This is a genomic window from Flavobacterium foetidum, assembly GCF_004634245.1.
Lineage (GTDB): Bacteria > Bacteroidota > Bacteroidia > Flavobacteriales > Flavobacteriaceae > Flavobacterium > Flavobacterium foetidum.
This window is the reverse complement of sequence record NZ_SJTF01000001.1, coordinates 155,449-173,295: the sequence shown is the minus strand read 5'-3', so window position 1 is coordinate 173,295 and position 17,847 is coordinate 155,449. Positions and strand designations below refer to the sequence as shown.

Annotated in this window: 18 protein-coding genes; 5 read left to right on the top strand and 13 right to left on the bottom strand. The window is 33.9% G+C overall.

Annotated elements, in window-relative coordinates:
* Positions 1-80: 80 nt before the first annotated feature.
* From E0W73_RS00715 to E0W73_RS00695, 5 genes are all read left to right on the top strand, one after another.
* The gene (locus E0W73_RS00715) at positions 81-452 is read left to right on the top strand and encodes a DNA topoisomerase IV (protein WP_135220171.1); all 372 of its coding nucleotides are present in this window, start codon (positions 81-83) and stop codon (positions 450-452) included.
* Positions 453-594: 142 nt separating this feature from the next.
* Entirely contained in the window at positions 595-2,514 is a 1,920-nt protein-coding gene (locus E0W73_RS00710; RefSeq protein WP_135220170.1) for a DUF294 nucleotidyltransferase-like domain-containing protein, read from the top strand.
* A 2-nt stretch (positions 2,515-2,516) separates the two neighbouring features.
* Positions 2,517-3,149: a 3'-5' exonuclease gene (locus tag E0W73_RS00705; RefSeq protein ID WP_135220169.1), complete on the top strand. Its 633-nt coding sequence runs from the start codon at positions 2,517-2,519 to the stop codon at positions 3,147-3,149.
* A 153-nt stretch (positions 3,150-3,302) separates the two neighbouring features.
* Entirely contained in the window at positions 3,303-4,784 is a 1,482-nt protein-coding gene (locus tag E0W73_RS00700; RefSeq protein ID WP_135220168.1) for a PhoX family protein, read from the top strand.
* 68 nt (positions 4,785-4,852) lie between these two features.
* On the top strand, positions 4,853-6,637 hold the full coding sequence (locus E0W73_RS00695) for a cytochrome-c peroxidase (RefSeq protein WP_135220167.1): 1,785 nt from the start codon (positions 4,853-4,855) through the stop codon (positions 6,635-6,637).
* A 57-nt stretch (positions 6,638-6,694) separates the two neighbouring features.
* Here E0W73_RS00695 and E0W73_RS00690 read toward each other — a convergent pair whose 3' ends face one another.
* The 13 genes from E0W73_RS00690 to E0W73_RS00635 form a co-directional block, all read right to left on the bottom strand.
* Entirely contained in the window at positions 6,695-8,527 is a 1,833-nt protein-coding gene (locus tag E0W73_RS00690; RefSeq protein ID WP_135220166.1) for a type VI secretion system baseplate subunit TssF, read from the bottom strand.
* Between the two features lie 10 nt (positions 8,528-8,537).
* A complete protein-coding gene (locus E0W73_RS00685) occupies positions 8,538-8,849 on the bottom strand; it encodes a carboxypeptidase-like regulatory domain-containing protein (RefSeq protein WP_162847642.1) in 312 nt (103 codons plus the stop codon).
* 460 nt (positions 8,850-9,309) lie between these two features.
* Positions 9,310-9,996 (bottom strand): hypothetical protein, encoded by a 687-nt coding sequence (locus E0W73_RS00680; RefSeq protein ID WP_135220164.1) that lies wholly within the window; start codon positions 9,994-9,996, stop codon positions 9,310-9,312.
* A gap of 100 nt (positions 9,997-10,096) precedes the next feature.
* A complete protein-coding gene (locus tag E0W73_RS00675) occupies positions 10,097-10,765 on the bottom strand; it encodes a hypothetical protein (RefSeq protein ID WP_135220163.1) in 669 nt (222 codons plus the stop codon).
* The gene (locus E0W73_RS00670) at positions 10,765-11,649 is read right to left on the bottom strand and encodes a hypothetical protein (protein ID WP_135220162.1); all 885 of its coding nucleotides are present in this window, start codon (positions 11,647-11,649) and stop codon (positions 10,765-10,767) included. The genes E0W73_RS00675 and E0W73_RS00670 overlap by 1 nt, the downstream gene beginning before the upstream one ends.
* The gene (locus E0W73_RS21330) at positions 11,633-11,803 is read right to left on the bottom strand and encodes a hypothetical protein (protein ID WP_162847641.1); all 171 of its coding nucleotides are present in this window, start codon (positions 11,801-11,803) and stop codon (positions 11,633-11,635) included. The genes E0W73_RS00670 and E0W73_RS21330 overlap by 17 nt, the downstream gene beginning before the upstream one ends.
* Positions 11,804-11,809: 6 nt before the next feature.
* On the bottom strand, positions 11,810-13,612 hold the full coding sequence (locus tag E0W73_RS00665; protein ID WP_135220161.1) for a type VI secretion system Vgr family protein: 1,803 nt from the start codon (positions 13,610-13,612) through the stop codon (positions 11,810-11,812).
* A 22-nt stretch (positions 13,613-13,634) separates the two neighbouring features.
* Positions 13,635-14,030: a type VI secretion system tube protein TssD gene (tssD, locus tag E0W73_RS00660; protein WP_135220160.1), complete on the bottom strand. Its 396-nt coding sequence runs from the start codon at positions 14,028-14,030 to the stop codon at positions 13,635-13,637.
* A gap of 130 nt (positions 14,031-14,160) precedes the next feature.
* Positions 14,161-14,547: a type VI secretion system tube protein TssD gene (gene tssD / locus E0W73_RS00655; RefSeq protein WP_135220159.1), complete on the bottom strand. Its 387-nt coding sequence runs from the start codon at positions 14,545-14,547 to the stop codon at positions 14,161-14,163.
* A 115-nt stretch (positions 14,548-14,662) separates the two neighbouring features.
* The gene (locus E0W73_RS00650) at positions 14,663-15,094 is read right to left on the bottom strand and encodes a GPW/gp25 family protein (protein ID WP_135220158.1); all 432 of its coding nucleotides are present in this window, start codon (positions 15,092-15,094) and stop codon (positions 14,663-14,665) included.
* 11 nt (positions 15,095-15,105) lie between these two features.
* A complete protein-coding gene (locus E0W73_RS00645; protein ID WP_135220157.1) occupies positions 15,106-15,819 on the bottom strand; it encodes a hypothetical protein in 714 nt (237 codons plus the stop codon).
* Between the two features lie 31 nt (positions 15,820-15,850).
* Complete coding sequence (locus E0W73_RS00640; protein WP_135220156.1) at positions 15,851-16,375, bottom strand: hypothetical protein; 525 nt, start codon at positions 16,373-16,375, stop codon at positions 15,851-15,853.
* Between the two features lie 94 nt (positions 16,376-16,469).
* Positions 16,470-17,837 (bottom strand): DUF5458 family protein, encoded by a 1,368-nt coding sequence (locus E0W73_RS00635; protein WP_135220155.1) that lies wholly within the window; start codon positions 17,835-17,837, stop codon positions 16,470-16,472.
* Positions 17,838-17,847: the final 10 nt, after the last annotated feature.

The following is a 17,847-nucleotide window of genomic DNA, read 5'->3' as shown; positions in this document are numbered from 1 at the left end:
AATCCTTTTTATTTTTTCCTTTAAAAAATAAAAAGATTGGAATGGAAAGCAGGATCAGCTCCTAAATAACTTTATCTAAAATGAAAAAAATTATATTCTTATTTCCTGTCCTTGCTCTTGTATCTTGTTACAATGCAGAGCGCAATTGCAAGGATTTTAAAACCGGAAAATTCAAGTTTGAAACAGAAGTCAACGGTGTTAAAAAAACAACTTATTTTGAGCGCAGAGAAGACATCGAAATCGAAACTTTTGAAGGAAAGACAGATACAGCAACCATTCGCTGGGTAAGCGACTGCGAATATGTACTGCAGAAAAAACACCCAAAAAACATGGCCGAAGAAAAAGCCATCAGCATGAAGATTTTAACTACTTCTAAGGATTCTTATACTTTTGAATACGGGTTGGTTGGCTCTGAAGAAAAACAACGAGGCACTGTCCATAGAGTCGATTAAACAATAAAACCTTTTGCCACAAAGGCACAAAGACGCCAAGGGTTTATTTCTTTGTGACTTTGTGCCTTTGTGGCAAATTATTATAATGTGTTTCTTTTACATTTCTATTTTAAATAGTACTTTAGAACTTTAATCTAGCCACATGAAAAATACCATTTCGCAAAGAGTAGCCGACTTTTTAAAGAATTATCCGCCGTTTAATTTCCTGCATCAAAAGGACTTAGAAAAACTTTCGGAGCAGATTTCTATCATTTACAAAGAAAAAGATGCTGTAATATTTGCCGAAAATGATAAAACACACGACTCTTTTTACGTGGTGCATAAGGGCGCGGTGGCTTTGAAAAAAAGCACAAAAAATACCGTTTTAGATATGTGCGACGAAGGTGATATTTTTGGTCTTCGCCCATTATTGGCACAGGAAAATTATATTATGGAAGCGGTGGCGCATGAAGAAAGTATTTTGTATGCGATTCCGATTGCGGTTTTTAAGCCTTACGCTCTCGAGAATAGAAATATTGGGAATTTCCTGATTGAAAGTTATGCTTCAAACACCCGAAATCCGTATTCGGATATTCATAAAGATAAATTATACGGAGATGATATCTTAGACGAAAATTTGCATTCTAGCAATCATTCTTTTGATTTAGCTCCTATCAAGTATTCTAAGAAAATTGTTACCTGCAGTCCGTCGACCACGGTCAAGGATGTTGCAAAAATCATGAGCAAGAAAAAAGTTGGAGCGATTCTGATTGTTGATGAAATGCTTCCGATTGGCATTTTGACAGATAAAGACCTTCGAAACAAAATCGTAAGCGGCGACTTCCCGATAACTACCACTGCCGAAACAATCATGACAAAACCGGTAATAACGTATCCTAAAAAAATGACGGTTACTGAAGCCCAGATGGCCATGATGAAAAGCGACATCAGTCATTTGTGTTTAACAAAAGACGGTACTGTAAATACCAAGGCAGTCGGAATTTTATCAAAACACGACGTTATGGTGGCTTTAGGAAACAATCCGGCTGTGCTAATCAAAGCGTTGAAAAGAACTAAAAAAATCAAGGAAATAAAACCAATCCGAAATCAAATTATGCAATTGCTGCAGGGTTATTTGGATCAAAATATTCCGATGACATTGATTACCAAAATCATTACCGAACTTAATGAAGCTTGTACTACTCGTGTCATAGAAATCTGTTTGGAGAAAATGAGCAGTCCGCCGCCTGTAAAATTTGCATGGCTGGCACTTGGAAGCCAAGGAAGAGGCGAACAAATGCTGCATACCGATCAGGACAATGCAATTGTTTACGAAAATGTAAATGAAGTTTTTAGAGATGAGACCAAGATTTATTTCTTAAAATTAGCGGGTCATGTGAACAAAGGTCTATATGATATCGGTTACGACTACTGTCCTGCAGAAATGATGGCTTCTAGTCCAAAATGGTGCTTGAGTTTGGATGAATGGAAGGAACAAGTAAAATACTGGATCACCAATCCTGGCAAAAATGAGGTTTTACTTTCGTTTATTTTCTTTGATTACAGTTCTACATATGGCGATACCGAAATTGTAAGCAATTTGTCTGATTATATTTTTGAAACCATAAAAGTCAATCCTATTTTCTATATGCATTTGGTAAGCGGTGCGCTGCAGAGCCCATCGCCTACAGGTTTCTTTAGACAGTTTTTGGTAGAACAAGATGGCGCTAATAAGGATAATTTTGACATCAAACGAAGAGCTTTGATGCCTCTTACAGATGCTGCACGCGTTTTGATTTTGTCGCATTCAATCAAGGGAATCAGCAATACAGCCGAACGTTTTGAAAAATTAGCCGAACTAGAACCGAACAATAGAGAATTGTATTTGTCTTGTTCGTACTCGTTTAAAGCTCTATTGAAATTCAGAACCAAACAGGGATTACTGCACCATGATTCGGGTCAGTTTATCGAATTGGAATCTTTAACCAAAATGGAGAAAATTAAGTTGAAACGTACCTTTAAAACTATCAAGGAACTGCAGGAGTTAATTTCGGTTCGTTTTAATATCTCAAATCTGGTATAATAATGAGTTTATTCAATTTTTGGAAAAAAGAAGAAAATCTTTTCGATGAAAATACGACCATCGAAGAAACCCGTTTTGTGGTTTTAGATACCGAAACGACGGGTTTTGATTATGATAATGACCGAATTTTATGCATTGGAGCATTGATTCTTCAAAACGGAATCATTAACGTTCAGGAAAGTTTTGAAGTGTATCTCGAACAAGAACATTATGATAAATCTACAGCACAGATTCACGGCATTTTAAAAGATTTGCTTGTTAAGCGGCCTACAGAACTAGAAGCTTTACAACAGTTTCTAGAATTTCTAGGCGATTCGATAATTATTGCACATCACGCTATTTTTGATGTAACCATGATTAATAGGGCATTGCTGCGAAATGGTCTTCCTGAATTAAAAAACCATCGATTAGATACGGCTTATTTGTATAAAAAGACATTGATTCAATCGCATTTGTTTGAACGAAAAGATCATTATACTTTAGACGATTTAGCTGATAAATTTGATATTTCTAAAAAAGATAGGCATACCGCTTTGGGCGATGCTTATATTACAGCCATTGCATTTCTGAAAATTGTAAAAAAACTCAAAGAAAAGAAGGCCACTAATCTTAATCAGCTTTTTAAACCGCTTTAATATTTTATGAATCTTAAATTTACATTCAAAACCTTTAGTTTACGATTTCATAATACAAGACTTACATTTATTAGCATTAAGAAAAAATTAACATAACCTGTATTTTGTTGTAGAAAGATAGATTTGTCCTATCAAAAAAAACAAAAAACAGTTATGAAACTAAATTTTTTAAAATCTCTTGCACTACTTGGCCTTACAGGATTTGCTGTAATAAGCTGTAATGATGACGACAAGAAGGATTCGTCAAATGGTGTTAATAATGACATCGATTTTACATCACATTCAAAAGTTCCTGCTTTTGTTTATCCGATGAGCGGATTTGAAAATCTAAAAATCAGCACTTTAATTGCGAGTTCTGATGTTTTGCCAGAATCTCCTTCATTTATTTACGGTGCACAGCCAGATGGAGCTGGATTAATGAAAAATCCAACAGGAGAAGGGTACATCATGATTACCAACCACGAAATCCTGCAATCTGTTTCAAGAGTTTATTTAGATAAAACTTTCAAACCAGTAAAAGGTGATTATATTGTTGACGGCGTTGGAGGTTTAACTCGTTTATGTTCTGCAACTTTGGCAACTCCAGAAATCCACGGATTTGGACCAATATTTTTAACTGCCGGAGAAAGCGGACAAGAAAGTATGGTTCACGGAATAAATCCGCTTGGACAATCTTCAGACAAAAGCAGAACCGACAGAGTTTTACCAGCTTTAGGGAAAGCTAGTATGGAAAACGCTGTTCCGCTTCCAAAAGAGGCTTACCCTGGAAAAACAGTTATTTTGATTGGAGAAGACCAATCTTATGCCACTTCACACGTAAGTGCTGGACAGGTAATTATGTACGTGAGTACAGTTGGAGATTTATCTAACGGAAAATTATATGCTTTAAAAAGAACTGACGGAAATCAGATTGAAACTTCTATGACTTTAAACAATTCATATCCAGTAGAATTTGTTGAAATTCCGAATGCTAAAAACTTAACTGGAGCTGTAATCAATACTACTGTAAACGATTTAAAAGCGATTCGTTTTTCAAGAGTTGAAGATGTAGATTACAGAAAAGGAAGCGCAAGCAACAACAGAGAAATCTATTTTACAGCAACTGGTCAGGCAACCAACAATGCTCCCGTTGACGGATACACGATGTGGGGAAGAGTTTACAAACTGAAATTAGATGCTGCCAACCCGCTAAAAGGAACTTTAGAATTGGCTGTTGAAGGCGACAGTACTCCAGGAACCGGAATTATTAATCCAGATAACTTGTGCGTAACTGAAAATTATGTATACATTCAGGAAGATGGAGACAGCTACTACGCTGCTGCACAACACGATTCATACATCTGGCAGTACAACATTGCTACAAAACAAAACAAACCGTGGTTGAACATGAACCACAAAAGAACAGATACAGCCTGGAATGCTCTTTATAACCAAACGGGCGAAATGAGATTTGGAAGCTGGGAGTTTGGGGCTATGGAAGATATTTCAGACATCATTGGTGTTCCTGATACTTTTACAGTAAACATTCACCCACACACTTGGCAGAGTGATGCATTTAAAAATGCTGATGGTTCTGGAACTCAAACTAACAAAGAGGGAGGACAAACTGTAATTATCAGAAACGTACAGAGATAATAATTACAGCAAAAATCTAGCAACAACCCTTATTCTTCGATAAGGGTTGTTTTCATTAAAATACCATTATGAAATTAAAGCATTTTACTTTTGTATTTATACTGCTTTGTTTTTTGTTTTCATGTAAAGAAAATGAAGCTTCAAAAGCAACCATCAAACAAGATTTACTTATTGATTTGACCAAACTCAATAATGAAATCATTCAATTTCAAAAACTTGTAAAGAATAATTCTTCTCAAAAAGAAATTGTAGAGCAGTTCAAGAAATCTCGCTTAGCATATAAAAAAATCGAATGGGCCATTGAATATTTCATTCCTGAAACCGCCAGATTTATGAACGGCCCTGCTTTGGACGAAATGGAATTGGAAGAAAACAGGTCTTTTGAGCCGCACGGATTTCAGGTTATGGAAGAAATGATTTATCCCGAATACGTTTCTGAAAGTAAGGAAGACCTAACAAGGGAACTCAACATTTTTCAATCGAATATCAAACACCTCAAAAGCACTTTTGAAGTAATTACCATAAGCGATGATTATATTTTAGATGCTATTCAGCAAAGTGTTTTTTGTGTAATTGCTTTAGGAATTACAGGTTTTGACAGTCCGATTCTGCAATCTTCGATTCCAGAAGCTGGAGAAAGTCTAATCTCGATTCCTAAATCTTTAGAAAAAATAAATAGCAATAGCAAATCATTGTCTGAGTTAAAAGTTCTGATTGGAAAAGCGCAACAGTATTGCAAAGAGAATGATAATTTTAATGCTTTTGACCGAGCTTTTTTTATAACCGAATTTTTAAATCCGATTTCGAAAAAGATTAAAGCTTTTCAGAAAGAAGAAAACATTAAAACTGTAAAGAAAAACAGTCCGTTAAAGCCAACAGTCGAGACTATATTCGATAAAGATGCTTTTGATGTTAATGCTTTTGTACTTTCTGAAGAATACAATTTTACAAAAGAAAAGGCAGTTTTAGGAGAAAAATTGTTTTACGATAAAAATCTTTCCAAAAACAACGACCGAAGCTGTGCAACTTGTCATAATCCTCAAAAAGCTTTTACAGACGGACTAAAAACGAACGTTTCATTAACGGGTTCGAATCTAGCCAGAAATACGCCAACCCTAACCTATGCTTCTTTGCAAAATGCCCAATTTTGGGATATGCGCCAATTGGATTTAGAAAAACAAAGCGTTGATGTGATTCAGAACAAAGATGAAATGCATGGTTCAATGGAAAATATTCATGCTAAAATTCAGCTCGATAAAGAGTACATCAATCTTTTCAAAAAAGCTTATCCAAAAACTTCTAAACCAGAAGCATGGCAGATACAAAATGCCATCGCAAGTTATGTTCGCTCTTTAAACTCTTTTGATTCTCGATTTGATGAATACATGCGAGGAAATAAAAATGCTTTAAACAATGAAGAAATCGAAGGAATGAACCTGTTTATGGGGAAAGCCAAATGCGCAACTTGTCATTTTACGCCTTTGTTTAACGGAACAGTTCCTCCAAGTTATTCTAAAACCGAACACGAAGTTATTGGAACTCCAAACGAAGCTTCGGGAAAATCTTTAAGTCCAGATAAAGGCCGCTATATCTACAATCAAATGCCACAATTGGTTGGTGCTTTCAAAACGCCAACGGTTAGAAATTCGGCTGTTACAGCTCCATACATGCATAACGGAGTTTTCAAAACGCTGGAAGAAGTCGTTTCTTTTTACAATAAGGGAGGCGGAATTGGTTTGGGTTACGAAGTAGAAAATCAGACGCTTCCCTTCGACAAACTGAATTTAACGGTAAAAGAAGAAAAAGCGCTTGTTGCTTTTATGAAAACGCTTACGGATAAAAAATACCAGTAACAGAATAAAACCTCAACCAAACAAAAACGCCGAAAAGTATATTTTTCGGCGTTTTTTTTAATCTACAAACATACGATACGGAAATACGTTTGAAGATTTATTTTTAAGATTTTTCAGAAAGCTATCACATAGATAATTCCACTCTGAATCTGAGAGTTGTTTTTTTTCTTCAGGATTCGTTTTTATAAAAATATCCACTGTCCGACTAAAACCAGCTTTTACCGAAATCTCTTTTCGAGTTCCTTTTTCTATTTTAATGTCTTCTATAGTACTTTTAAAATGATTAAATCCGAATGCTTTGATGTCGGCAAAAGTCACAATTCTCCCTCTTGTGAGCAAAGCATTTCTATACGCCAGAATTCGGTCTTTGTTATTCTGCTTGTTAAGTCCGCCAACAGTATTGGTCATAAGCGTTATGCTTTTGCTTTCAAATATAAAGTCTTTGGAGTCTAAAGTAGTTCCGGCTTTGATATCATTGCCTTCTTCTGCACATGTCGACCAATAATTAATATAAAAGTTTTTCCCAACACTATCATCATTTTTAGGTTTAATCATTAAATAAGGATCATTGCTTTTAGTAAAGCTACTTTCCTTCGCCTGCTGGTGTACAGATTCTAACAATTGGTTTATTTCGATTAAAGCACTGCTTGTAAAATCTTTTCCAATACCTGCAAACGATGAACTCTCGTCTTTTAAAACATCAAGGACGTTCTGCAATAATTCTGATGCGCTTCTAGCATCAAATCTCGAAACTCCCCCAGTTCGCAGAACCGCGCTTCCCTCTTCGACAACCCCCTCTTTAAATTCTTTTATTTCATAATGATTATGAAAGGGGTCAATCACCGACTCCAGATCCAAATAGATATTATTTCCGGTATCCAATGAAACATAAGACAAAAAGGTTCCAAATGTTTTTCCAATACTATGCTTTTTTTTATTGATTACGGGAAAACAGTTTGCCGTAAACGAAACATTTTCTATGATTTGTGGCACCAAAGATTCAGGAAAAATCAATTTAATCCAGATGATATTGTTTTCTTCATTCTTTGTAATCTCTTCAAAAGCTTGATAATCGGCGCTATATTTGTCTATTGGTTTGTACTTAAGAATACCTTTTAATGTGTAAAAATTATCAAAATAATACTCGTTTACTTCCTGTATGATTTCGTTTAAGTGAGTATAATTTCTATTGATGATATTGTCGACATCCAAATTATTTATCGGAATATTATAGCCCTCTTCGACCTTAATCTCTACTGAATCATGAAAGCATTTCATTTGTTTTAAATAGTAATGAAACATTTCTTTTTGATGTGTGTTTTTAATATCAATATACAACATCAAATCTTGCAGTTCCAAAACATTTGCATTCTTTAATTCTATTCCTAAAACAATTTCTCCAGAAGGTAAGACATTGGTATAATCTCTCACTGCATCTTTATAAAACAGATTCGATATTTTAAGCAAATTTCTTTCATAAGCTATGTATTTGATTTCACACGCAGCTAGTTTAACTTCCAATGTCGGAGAAAGAGCAATTTCCTTAGTAATTGGCTCCAACGGATTATAGATATTATGAAGTCTTCTTTCTACCATCATTTGGTTTTGCAGAGAAATCGCACTATTGTTTTCAATCGGCAAAGCATGCATGATTGCTCTGGCTGGCTTGGCTTCGGAGGCAACTTGCGGAAACATAATTTCTAAAACTCTCTCCACAATTCTAGTTTTAGAATCTTCAAGTTCGTGCGCTATTTTTTCGAGTTCATACGATAATGCATTAAGCATCATGTTCACCACTGGATCAAACGATTCTGCCATCTGAACATCCGAAAATCCCCATGCCCTTGCTGCTCTTTTTAGCACTCTATCTTTTATTCTCTCTTGTCTCATGGTATACTAGTTACTTTTTTGTCATAAAATCACTTTCTTTTCTAAACATATAAATTGTTCTGGTTTTTATTTTTAGATTCTTATCTTGTTCTGACGCATCAGGTTTTCTGCTGACTTGTTTACTCGAATAACCTACTTTTCTAAATGTCAGAATACAACTTGACTTAGAGTTTACATCTAAACAAAAATATCCTGAACTATCCGTTTGTGTCGCCTTTTCATTAATACTTACCCATACACTCTGAATAGGTTTGTTGCTATCAAAGTCATACACATTTCCAGAAAACTTGTCGTGTGTACAACTGAGTAAAAGAATTGCCATTAAGATTGTTATAAGCCTCATTAAGATTTTGCAATTAGATTCTATTATAGCTCTGATTATTATTTTACAATGCCGAAAAATAGACTGTACTACAAAATACTTATGCCTGTAGAAGTTTTAAAAATATTAGTTAAAGTTTATTTCTTAATTTATCTAGTCTGGATTCATTTATTAGGACCGCCGATTCCAGCTTTATTCCATATTTGTTTATCTAACAAGTTACCATTTCTATCGTATCTTGTAATCTTGTAGTCTTGAGAGTTTGAACCGTTATTTTTTTTCACCATTTGATGTAATCACTATTGTTTCAATAATATCTCCGCAATACTAGACGTGAGTGTCTGTAATTAAATTGTCTGTTGAATCGTATGTAGTAGCTTTATACTTTTGCAAGATTATTATTCGTTGCAAGATTTTATAATTCTGCTTACGGATTGAATATTTGAGCAGAGGGAACAATTTAATTATCCTTACTCAAATTTTTACTTCCAACAAATTCACTTCTACTGTACCATTGATAAACAGTATTTGATCCAGGCATTTTTTCTTTACCATAATTAGTAATCATATCATAACCAGAATAGTTATATTGAATTTCCGTTCTAAGATTATTTATTAGGTATATTGTAGGATGTTCTTGTGTACTAAATTGGTTTCTATCTATTATAGCTTTTATTGGAACTTTTAAACTATCGTAATATCTTTTAATCTTTTCGGAAGTCGTTAAGTCTGCAATATTATTTTCAGTTTGTGGACGGATAACGGTTATGCTTTTATATAACAAAGTGTCATTTCTAAAAACATACAGTAAAGTTCTATTCATTAATTCGTTTCGAAGATAATCTTGTCTTTTTTTGGTACTGCCTGTGTCTTGATTAATAAAACTTGGTACATTCATGGGACGGAATTTCCCTTTATACATCTCAGGTTTTATATTTGAATATACCTCATACCTCTGAATGACTCTGGAAATATTCTCATATTCATTTTCATCATTATCAACTTCTTCTGTAAATGAGTATTTATAAAAACCATCATCAAGTAATTCCTTACTGGTTATTTTTTCAGGTAGATAATGATTAATTACCTCTTTATCAAGGATGAAAGTAATTAATAAAACTATTAATACTGAAATTTTAATTTTCATAGTTACATTGATTTAAATATTCTTTCTTATATTTTTTTACCAAACCTTATACTTGCCAAGATTGTCTTGCTCTTATGTATGATGTAAAGTATAACTTATTCTATTCAACAAACTTGTAAAGTGAGTTTTCATCGTAAAAATCCCAAGTAAGGTGATCCTCATTTCCTATTTTTTCTTTTAAATAATATGTTATCATTTCATTTCTATCTGATAAATAAAAATAGGATTCATAATTATTTATTATAAATTTTACTCTTAATCCAATACTGTCATTATGATTTCGAAGTCTTTCAAGTGGGGCTTCTTCATTGTTTATTTTTAAATTGTTATAGTATTTTTTAATATCTTCTTTTGTTTTAAATAATTCCTTTTTTCCATCATTGTTGAAAGGATGCGTCATTATACTTTTATAAAATAATTTTTTATTTCTAAAAAAGTAGGTGACAATTTTCCCCTTAATATCGTTTTCTGGAATATCTTTGAATATATTAATCGGTCCTTTAGGAATTCCATTAACTTTTCTTGGCCTAACATTAGAAAAAACATCAATCGTTACTTGATTGAATTTAGATGCAACTGTGGGCTCAGATGATAAATCAGTATCTTTATGATCATCAACTATTCCCTCATATACTATTCTTTGATATTTGTAAAACCCATTATCGAGCAATTCTTGTTCGCTTAAATTTTGATTTATGTAATGATTGATTCTATCAGTTTTAGTACAAGAAATAACTGAAATCAAGAATATTAATAATAGTTTTTTCATTATTTAATCTTTTTTTTAAATTCTATTACAGGTTCAATTCCTTTTAAAATATCTTCTTCTCTTGGTTCTTGTATACCATCTTTCTGCTGGTAAAATTCACCATCTTGTCCTTGCACTGCCAAATAATCTTGATGATAGGATTTTTTACCTATTTGATATATGTCATACATTGGAAAAGCTTTATCCAATGTATTAATTTCAGGTTCCAGACCCAATAAAAAACAAAATACCGAAACAACTTCTTTAGCTACAATAGCAACTCCAGCAGTTTCGGAAAAAGGTATAAATCCTACTAATCCACCTGCTATACCAATTCTAGCTAATATCTTTTCTATTTTTGATTTATCTTCTGATATTATTATACGTGTATAATTTTGATCTAGTGTTCTATTAATCATCATTGCTTCTCTAATATAGTTAAGGAAAGAATTTAAAATATGCTCCTTTCCATTTCTAAATCTTACTCTTCCTTTCTCAACTATAAGACGATGTAATTCCGGACCATCTATTAAAATATCTTTTTCTCTTTTTACACCGAAACTTCTATCGAGTTCTTCTATACCTTTTGCATCTGCAATAGTTCTATATGTTGTCCGTACACAATCACCGCCAATTACTTCTCCAATATTATTTATGTAGATATTTAGAGCACTTGCATATACATCTTTGTCTTGTTGATTAGGAAAACCATCTCCCTTTTCATCTCCATATCCAGAATATTTTTTCAAACTTGTTAATGCTGTTACACAATGAGACTTCCCATTTATATTCATCGAAATACTTTGAGTGTAATAAGCCCATTTTAGATTAACCCTTGGATGTTTTTCCCAAGGCTCTGGTATTCTTTCTGGCTCATAATCGCCAAGACTAATTGATGTTCCCATTTTTTTTAATTTTTTTAACGCTGTATAATTCTATGTTTCCGTAGGTTGAGACCAGCTTTATGGTTTCTGCAGTTTTTTCTATTTCGCCAGCTATAACAACATGTTTTTTATTTACTTTCAATATGCTGTTTTTGGCTTGTTTTCTAATTGTCATATTTTTTTAATTAAAATTGCTGTTTTCTCCACTATTGGCATGAATCGTTTTTGATGCTTTTAGTGTCATATCGCCTTTCGTAGCATTAATCTTAATTTGCTCTGCCATTTCAATATGTTCTGCTGAGTTTATAGTTATCTTCTCTTCAATGATCTCTATTTTTTCATCTCCATTTTCTAATAGTTTACCGCCAGCAATTATGTTTATATCATTACCTGCTTCATGACTTATATTTTTCCCAGCGCTTCCAGAAATATGAGTTCCTGCCTTATATGTAATACTTTCTGTAGCCTCAAAAACAATATTTTTAGCTCGTATGGTCACTGTTTCCGGCGAAGTCACATTTATGTTTTTGTTTTCTTCATCCAAATGAATTTCATTCCCACTAGGGTCAGAAAGCCAGATGCCCACTTTTTCAATAAACTTAAACAGCATTCCAAAACGAAGCTTCCAGCCTTTAATCTTATTTTCGGGATCAAAAAACTCCGGTTTTTCTTTTCCGTTGTAGTACGTTCCTGAAACATACGGGCATTCGGCATTGCCACCTTCAAAGCTTACGTGAACCTCTTCTCCGATTTCAGGCCTGAAATAATTTCCTTTTCCTGCTCCGGCATAAGACTGTACTACACGCATCCAGTCGCTTTCTGCTCCCCAGCCTGCCCAATAAAACTTTACTCTTACCCTGCCGAGTCCCTCAGGATCGTTGTTGTCAATAACTGTTGCGGGCTGGCTGTCTGCATACGAAAATGCTCTTACATTGGTATAATGAGGCGCTGACACGTCTGCCGGAATTGCCCTGAACTCACAACTGTAATTGCCGTTTACATCAGAATGATGTACAACTTCTACGGCTATCAGTTCATGCTCCACTGTTTTATTTTGAATCGTGAAAACCTGCCCTACTCCGATAGGCAGATAAGAAGTGCCGCTGTAAAAAACACTGTTGGCATCTTTACCCGCAGTCTGCAGGCTTACCATTTCGTCTATCTCTTCTTTATTTTGTGCATTGTTGGTATAAGCGCCCAGATTTAATCCTTGGCGGGTTACAGAAGGCTGGTTCCATCCCATAGAAACTGCAAAACGGTCTCGGCTTCCAGTTTCTGTTTTTTCGGCAGCATTTCTGATATTTCCGGCACTGTTGTAATCATAGCCTGAAAAAGATGCCTTATGCGAAACCAAATTGGCTTCGATTGTAAATTTATGCAGAGACGATCCATTGATGAGCTTAACGTCGCTGTGTTTGGTTTGCCCGAACTGCATGCGCATTCCGTCAAAATAAAACCATTGCCCGTAGCGCTCTGCAAGCCTCTTTAGAAATGTAAAATTTGTTTCATTATACTGTGGCTTATAGGCAAAACTTTTGGTGTAGGTTGGCACGATAGCTTCTCTCTGGTAAAACTCTCCTGAGCTTTCTTCGGCAAAAATTTCCAAAGCAATCTCTTTTAGGTTTTTTCCCAGAAAAATTCGCGACTTTTCCATATCGTCAATTGCTATGGTGTGGCTTATGCCAAAGACATGAAGCCCGGCGGCGCTTCCGTGCAGATAGACCGATTTCAGTCCATTGATAATCCCCTTGGACATCACTCGAATTCCGTTGACTTTGAAGGTAAAGATAACTTCACTTCCTGAGTACTTGGCGATGGCCTTAGCCTCGTCTTCGGGATCGATTACTGCTTTTCCGCTATATTGCCACACAAAAGAAAAATAATGGTGATCTGCCATTTTTTGCGAAAGCTGCAGGTCGTAATAAATAACATTTTTTTCAAATGAACTTATTGAAATATGAACTTGCTCGGAGAACTTTGACATAATATAGTATTTAACAAGTTGTTTAATTTAACTCAATCCAGTTGTTCAAAAATTTAGCATCGCCAAAGGTTAATTCTTTAGCTACCAATTCCATTGTAATTTTCATCGGAATTTCTGTTGTACTGGTGAACTGCTCATGATAGTTAATACAAAACGCCTTCACAAAAGTCAGTTCTTTCATTTTACTTAATGCATCTCTTCTATAAAAAATAATTTTCCCGTCTTTGGTTAATTCCCCATTGAGCATCCACGACAAAAAAAGGCTATTGTGCGTTGCCTCAATTGTCATATTTATTATGCCGCCTTTTGCATTACCAGTAGGTTTGCTTGCTGTGTCAATATCTTGCCTGAAATTGATATTAAATTCAAGTACATTGTATTCTTCTCCGTCGATGTGTAATTTTGATAAAAAACTCATAATTGTCTTATTTAAATCTTACTGTTTTATAAATTGTATAGAGTTTGCATAGTGATAAAAAAGGAAGCCCTCAGATGGACTTCCTTTAATAGTTTTCAAGTTTAATTAACTTCGATAAAGTACTTGGCTATTAAACCCAGGCATTATCAAACTCACCTCCACCCATTGAGATTTTACGAGCAGAAAGCATAAAAGTCTCCGTTAACGGATTATCACTATTGTGATCGAAGTTCTCTTTGTATTTTACCATGTAAGCTTCGGTAAACTTTAGCTCTTTTAAGGTAGCATTAGAATCGCGTTTGATAAATTTTACTGACCCATCCTTTCTTTCGAAATTATTGGTCATCCATTCGAACAATTCTGTACTTCCAGTTGATTCTACTTCAAGCATAATTCTACCTCCACGAGTTACTGTAGACGGACGTCCTGAAGCGTCTGTTTCCTGAGCTAAATCATAACTTACGTTAAGAACTTTGTACTCTTTTCCTGCTACTGTCAATGATGTTAAAAACGACATAATAAAAATTTTTAGTTATTAATTTATTTAATTATCTCGTAAATATATAAATTATTTCTTACAATATAATATTTTTAAATAAAATAAAACTTATAAAAATGTAATTTTGCATTTATTAGTTATATGACAAAGGCCCTACGAAGAAATAGCCTCTAAAATCAAAATTTCTATTGGTGCTTTTTATCTTTGCACCGATAACAATGTCAACTCTTTTTTTTGATCTGCTAATATTGTCTACAAAATATTTGTTTTCAGTCAATACAATTTCTAACTCATTAAGTTCTATCCGTCTTTCATGCAAGAGCAATGACTGTTTCATTGTTTTTGAAATTGTTTCCTTCAATGTATTTTCATTCATCAATAAATCGAAATCTATTTCCCAAATTTTTGATCCAAAAGTTTCGTCAAATTTGCATTCTCCAAAAGTGGTTGTAGCCAGCAATATTATCTGCTGCGCTATCGAATGCTCTATTGATGTTCTTTCTAATTCTTTTTTTTGAATTACAGCACTAAAGTCTATTGGCAATTTGTAAAAAGCTCCTTTCATATTATGTCTTTTTAAATGTAAATCAGTTTTTCAATTTGTCCCTGTTTATTGGTTTCGGCAAGATTAGAAACTAATTTTCGCTTGATAATATGAAGTTTCACTTTTGGCGTAAGCTTAAGAAATTTTTCACGATACAAAATATCTCCAATAAAACGTTGTCCTTTCTTCTCGTCCACAATTACAAAACAGCTTGTTTCTTTATCTACATGAAGTTTATTGATGTCGCCAGCATAAAGTTTTATTTTTTGATTTCCGTTTTGAAAACTATATTCAAGTTCGTTGTGATTTAATTTTCTGTATTTAGAAATGTCAAAAGTTTCTATTGCCTCTTTTGAAGGCTCAAATACTACATTTTCAAACACAAAAATTTTGGAAGCAAGAAATCTCAATCCGAAAAAAGCCCAAAAATTCTTTTTGGTTGATTGTTCTTTAAAAAAATAAGTATCACGAGTGACCTGATAAACTTCTTTTTCATTTGTTTTATCATCGGTAACTATCATCTGATAAGTCGGAACTTCTATTTCTGACGGAATTCCATCGGATTCAATGTTGGTTTTCAAACTAACGGTTCCAACTTGCTTTTCAGAAATTACGATATCAATTGTATGTTGTTTTAAAGCTGAGTCTGTTCTAACAATTACTTTTCCTTCTCCACTTCCAGCATAAAAAACAGAACCCTTATTATCTGTTAAGCCTAACGAAAGATTTAATTCTGGTATAGCCATATTTTATATTACAAATCGAGTAAAACTTAGGTTAACGTTTCTTTATTTTGTACAATTTTAGACCGCTCAGATATTCTTTAATGTTTTGATTGTCTTTACTATTGGGACTAAACTCATAATCTTTTTTAAGCGTAAAGAATTTGATTGAATTAATGTCGTTTGCCATTATTCTTTTTATGTCTTTTCGTCTTAATTGAAGGGCAGCGGTTCCATCGCAATTAACAGCAAAAGAGTTCTTAAGAATGTACTTATCTCCCGATTTGAAATAAAGTGCTAATGGCTGTTTTTGTTTGACACATACATTGTCAGTAAAAATTTTAAAGTAGAGATATATTTTTCGTTTTCGCTTTCCTAGTTGCCAAACAGCATACTCGAAATCTTCGTTATAAACACGCAGTAATATTGGTGGAGCACTTGCAAAATTCTTTTTATCAAGTAATAATTCGTTTTGAGATATAGAACAAGTTAAAATATCATTTGAGTTTGTTTTTTGTGCCGATACAATATATGAATGGGAAAATAATATGAATAAGAGTAAAACTTGAATTGCTTTCATGCATTTAAATCATTTGGTTTAATCATTGAAAAAATCAATGCTTTTATTTAAAAGGAAACACAAAAACTGTGTTTCCTTTTAGGTATTAAGACAATTACTTCTGCTCGTAATCTGTATCCCATTCTGTTCCGTCATCTCCTTTATGACCATCCATTTTGATAAGGAAGTTTTTGGCTGGAAAATAAGGTTTCATATGAATGTCCATATAAATTCTATCTTTCTGTATAGGATCTTGCTCAAATCTTCTAATCTCAAAATTTTCAATCAATTTATCTGGCCCCGTAATTCCATCAAGGAAAGCCACAATCTGGTTCATGATTTCCTTACGTGTTTTTGCAGTGAAGTTTTCGAAAGCACGACGATTAAGAAAATCCATTAATACCTTTGTAACGTAATCGAAAACACGAACTACAGAATAAGTCTGCAGACCAAGATTATCTCCGCTGAACAATGTTTTAGCAGAAAAAGCCATTACTTTTCCGTATTCGTTTACCATTGGCACTAAACCAAGATTTTCAAGATTTGCTATTTCGCTCTTCTTAAGATCAAACTTAACGCCGTCGACTTCGTTAATTCCACCAAACTTTTTACCTGCCGTAACTTGAGACATCAAGGTTTTATAGATTTTTCCTGCCAATGCTGCAGATGGCGCAATATGCAAATCTTCATTTTCTCCTATCTCATCAAATCTGCCGCGTCCTACCAGCCAGTTACATGTCATGATAACATTAGAACGATAGACATCTCCTCCGGTAAGTGATGCAGCATCAAACATTTCCATAACATCATCTGGTTCGTCAAGATGTTCAAAATCAGTTACCAGCATTACTTTGTTTTCATGCGCGATTTTTGCCCATTTTTCGACTACTTTATTGGATCCTAAATAGCCAGGAATAACTAAGATTCCATAATTGTTTTTAAGATCTAAACGATCATAATTATCTACCAATTCTGAATGAATAGCATCAATAAAACGAGTATTGTCTAAATCTTTCAGCTGTTCAATATCAGCATTTACAATAGTGACATTCTTCACTTTATCAGTCTCTGTATTTTTAAAGAATAACGCAACAGTTCTGTATGCTGCCTCAATTTCTCTCGTATCTTCAATTGCTTTTGCCAAGTTCTTTTTCAGTAAAGCCTCAGATTCTTTACATTTATCCTCACATTGTGCCACCATATCAGTCAGGGCTTCATTGTCGCTCAAAACAGAAGACCATAATTCTAAAGTCTTTTTTAAAGTTTCTCTTTCTTTAGTTTTGTTGACTTCTCCAAGAAAAATTTTTCTTCTTGCCTTTCTGTCAGGATTTAGGTTTTGAACGCCTTCGATTGCCATTTCCAGCAAATCAAATCCTCCATATTTGGCTAATTTCTCTACGTTTTTTTCAATTGAATTTCCAGATACTTTGCGTTCCAAAACGGCAGTATCTTCAGTATTTTGCTGTACCTGTTTAGTAGACATATTTCTTTTC

What these genes read in the sequence shown, in the direction of transcription:
- E0W73_RS21330 (WP_162847641.1), bottom strand. Translation starts at nt 11,803, where the DNA reads ATGACAATTAGAAAACAAGCCAAAAACAGCATATTGAAAGTAAATAAA.
- E0W73_RS00640 (WP_135220156.1), bottom strand. Translation starts at nt 16,375, where the DNA reads ATGAAAGCAATTCAAGTTTTACTCTTATTCATATTATTTTCCCATTCA.
- E0W73_RS00690 (WP_135220166.1), bottom strand. Translation starts at nt 8,527, where the DNA reads ATGAGACAAGAGAGAATAAAAGATAGAGTGCTAAAAAGAGCAGCAAGG.
- E0W73_RS00680 (WP_135220164.1), bottom strand. Translation starts at nt 9,996, where the DNA reads ATGAAAATTAAAATTTCAGTATTAATAGTTTTATTAATTACTTTCATC.
- E0W73_RS00715 (WP_135220171.1), top strand. Translation starts at nt 81, where the DNA reads ATGAAAAAAATTATATTCTTATTTCCTGTCCTTGCTCTTGTATCTTGT.
- E0W73_RS00700 (WP_135220168.1), top strand. Translation starts at nt 3,303, where the DNA reads ATGAAACTAAATTTTTTAAAATCTCTTGCACTACTTGGCCTTACAGGA.
- E0W73_RS00635 (WP_135220155.1), bottom strand. Translation starts at nt 17,837, where the DNA reads ATGTCTACTAAACAGGTACAGCAAAATACTGAAGATACTGCCGTTTTG.
- E0W73_RS00710 (WP_135220170.1), top strand. Translation starts at nt 595, where the DNA reads ATGAAAAATACCATTTCGCAAAGAGTAGCCGACTTTTTAAAGAATTAT.
- E0W73_RS00675 (WP_135220163.1), bottom strand. Translation starts at nt 10,765, where the DNA reads ATGAAAAAACTATTATTAATATTCTTGATTTCAGTTATTTCTTGTACT.
- E0W73_RS00650 (WP_135220158.1), bottom strand. Translation starts at nt 15,094, where the DNA reads ATGAAAGGAGCTTTTTACAAATTGCCAATAGACTTTAGTGCTGTAATT.
- E0W73_RS00645 (WP_135220157.1), bottom strand. Translation starts at nt 15,819, where the DNA reads ATGGCTATACCAGAATTAAATCTTTCGTTAGGCTTAACAGATAATAAG.
- tssD (WP_135220159.1), bottom strand. Translation starts at nt 14,547, where the DNA reads ATGTCGTTTTTAACATCATTGACAGTAGCAGGAAAAGAGTACAAAGTT.
- E0W73_RS00695 (WP_135220167.1), top strand. Translation starts at nt 4,853, where the DNA reads ATGAAATTAAAGCATTTTACTTTTGTATTTATACTGCTTTGTTTTTTG.
- E0W73_RS00705 (WP_135220169.1), top strand. Translation starts at nt 2,517, where the DNA reads ATGAGTTTATTCAATTTTTGGAAAAAAGAAGAAAATCTTTTCGATGAA.
- E0W73_RS00685 (WP_162847642.1), bottom strand. Translation starts at nt 8,849, where the DNA reads ATGGCAATTCTTTTACTCAGTTGTACACACGACAAGTTTTCTGGAAAT.
- tssD (WP_135220160.1), bottom strand. Translation starts at nt 14,030, where the DNA reads ATGAGTTTTTTATCAAAATTACACATCGACGGAGAAGAATACAATGTA.
- E0W73_RS00670 (WP_135220162.1), bottom strand. Translation starts at nt 11,649, where the DNA reads ATGGGAACATCAATTAGTCTTGGCGATTATGAGCCAGAAAGAATACCA.
- E0W73_RS00665 (WP_135220161.1), bottom strand. Translation starts at nt 13,612, where the DNA reads ATGTCAAAGTTCTCCGAGCAAGTTCATATTTCAATAAGTTCATTTGAA.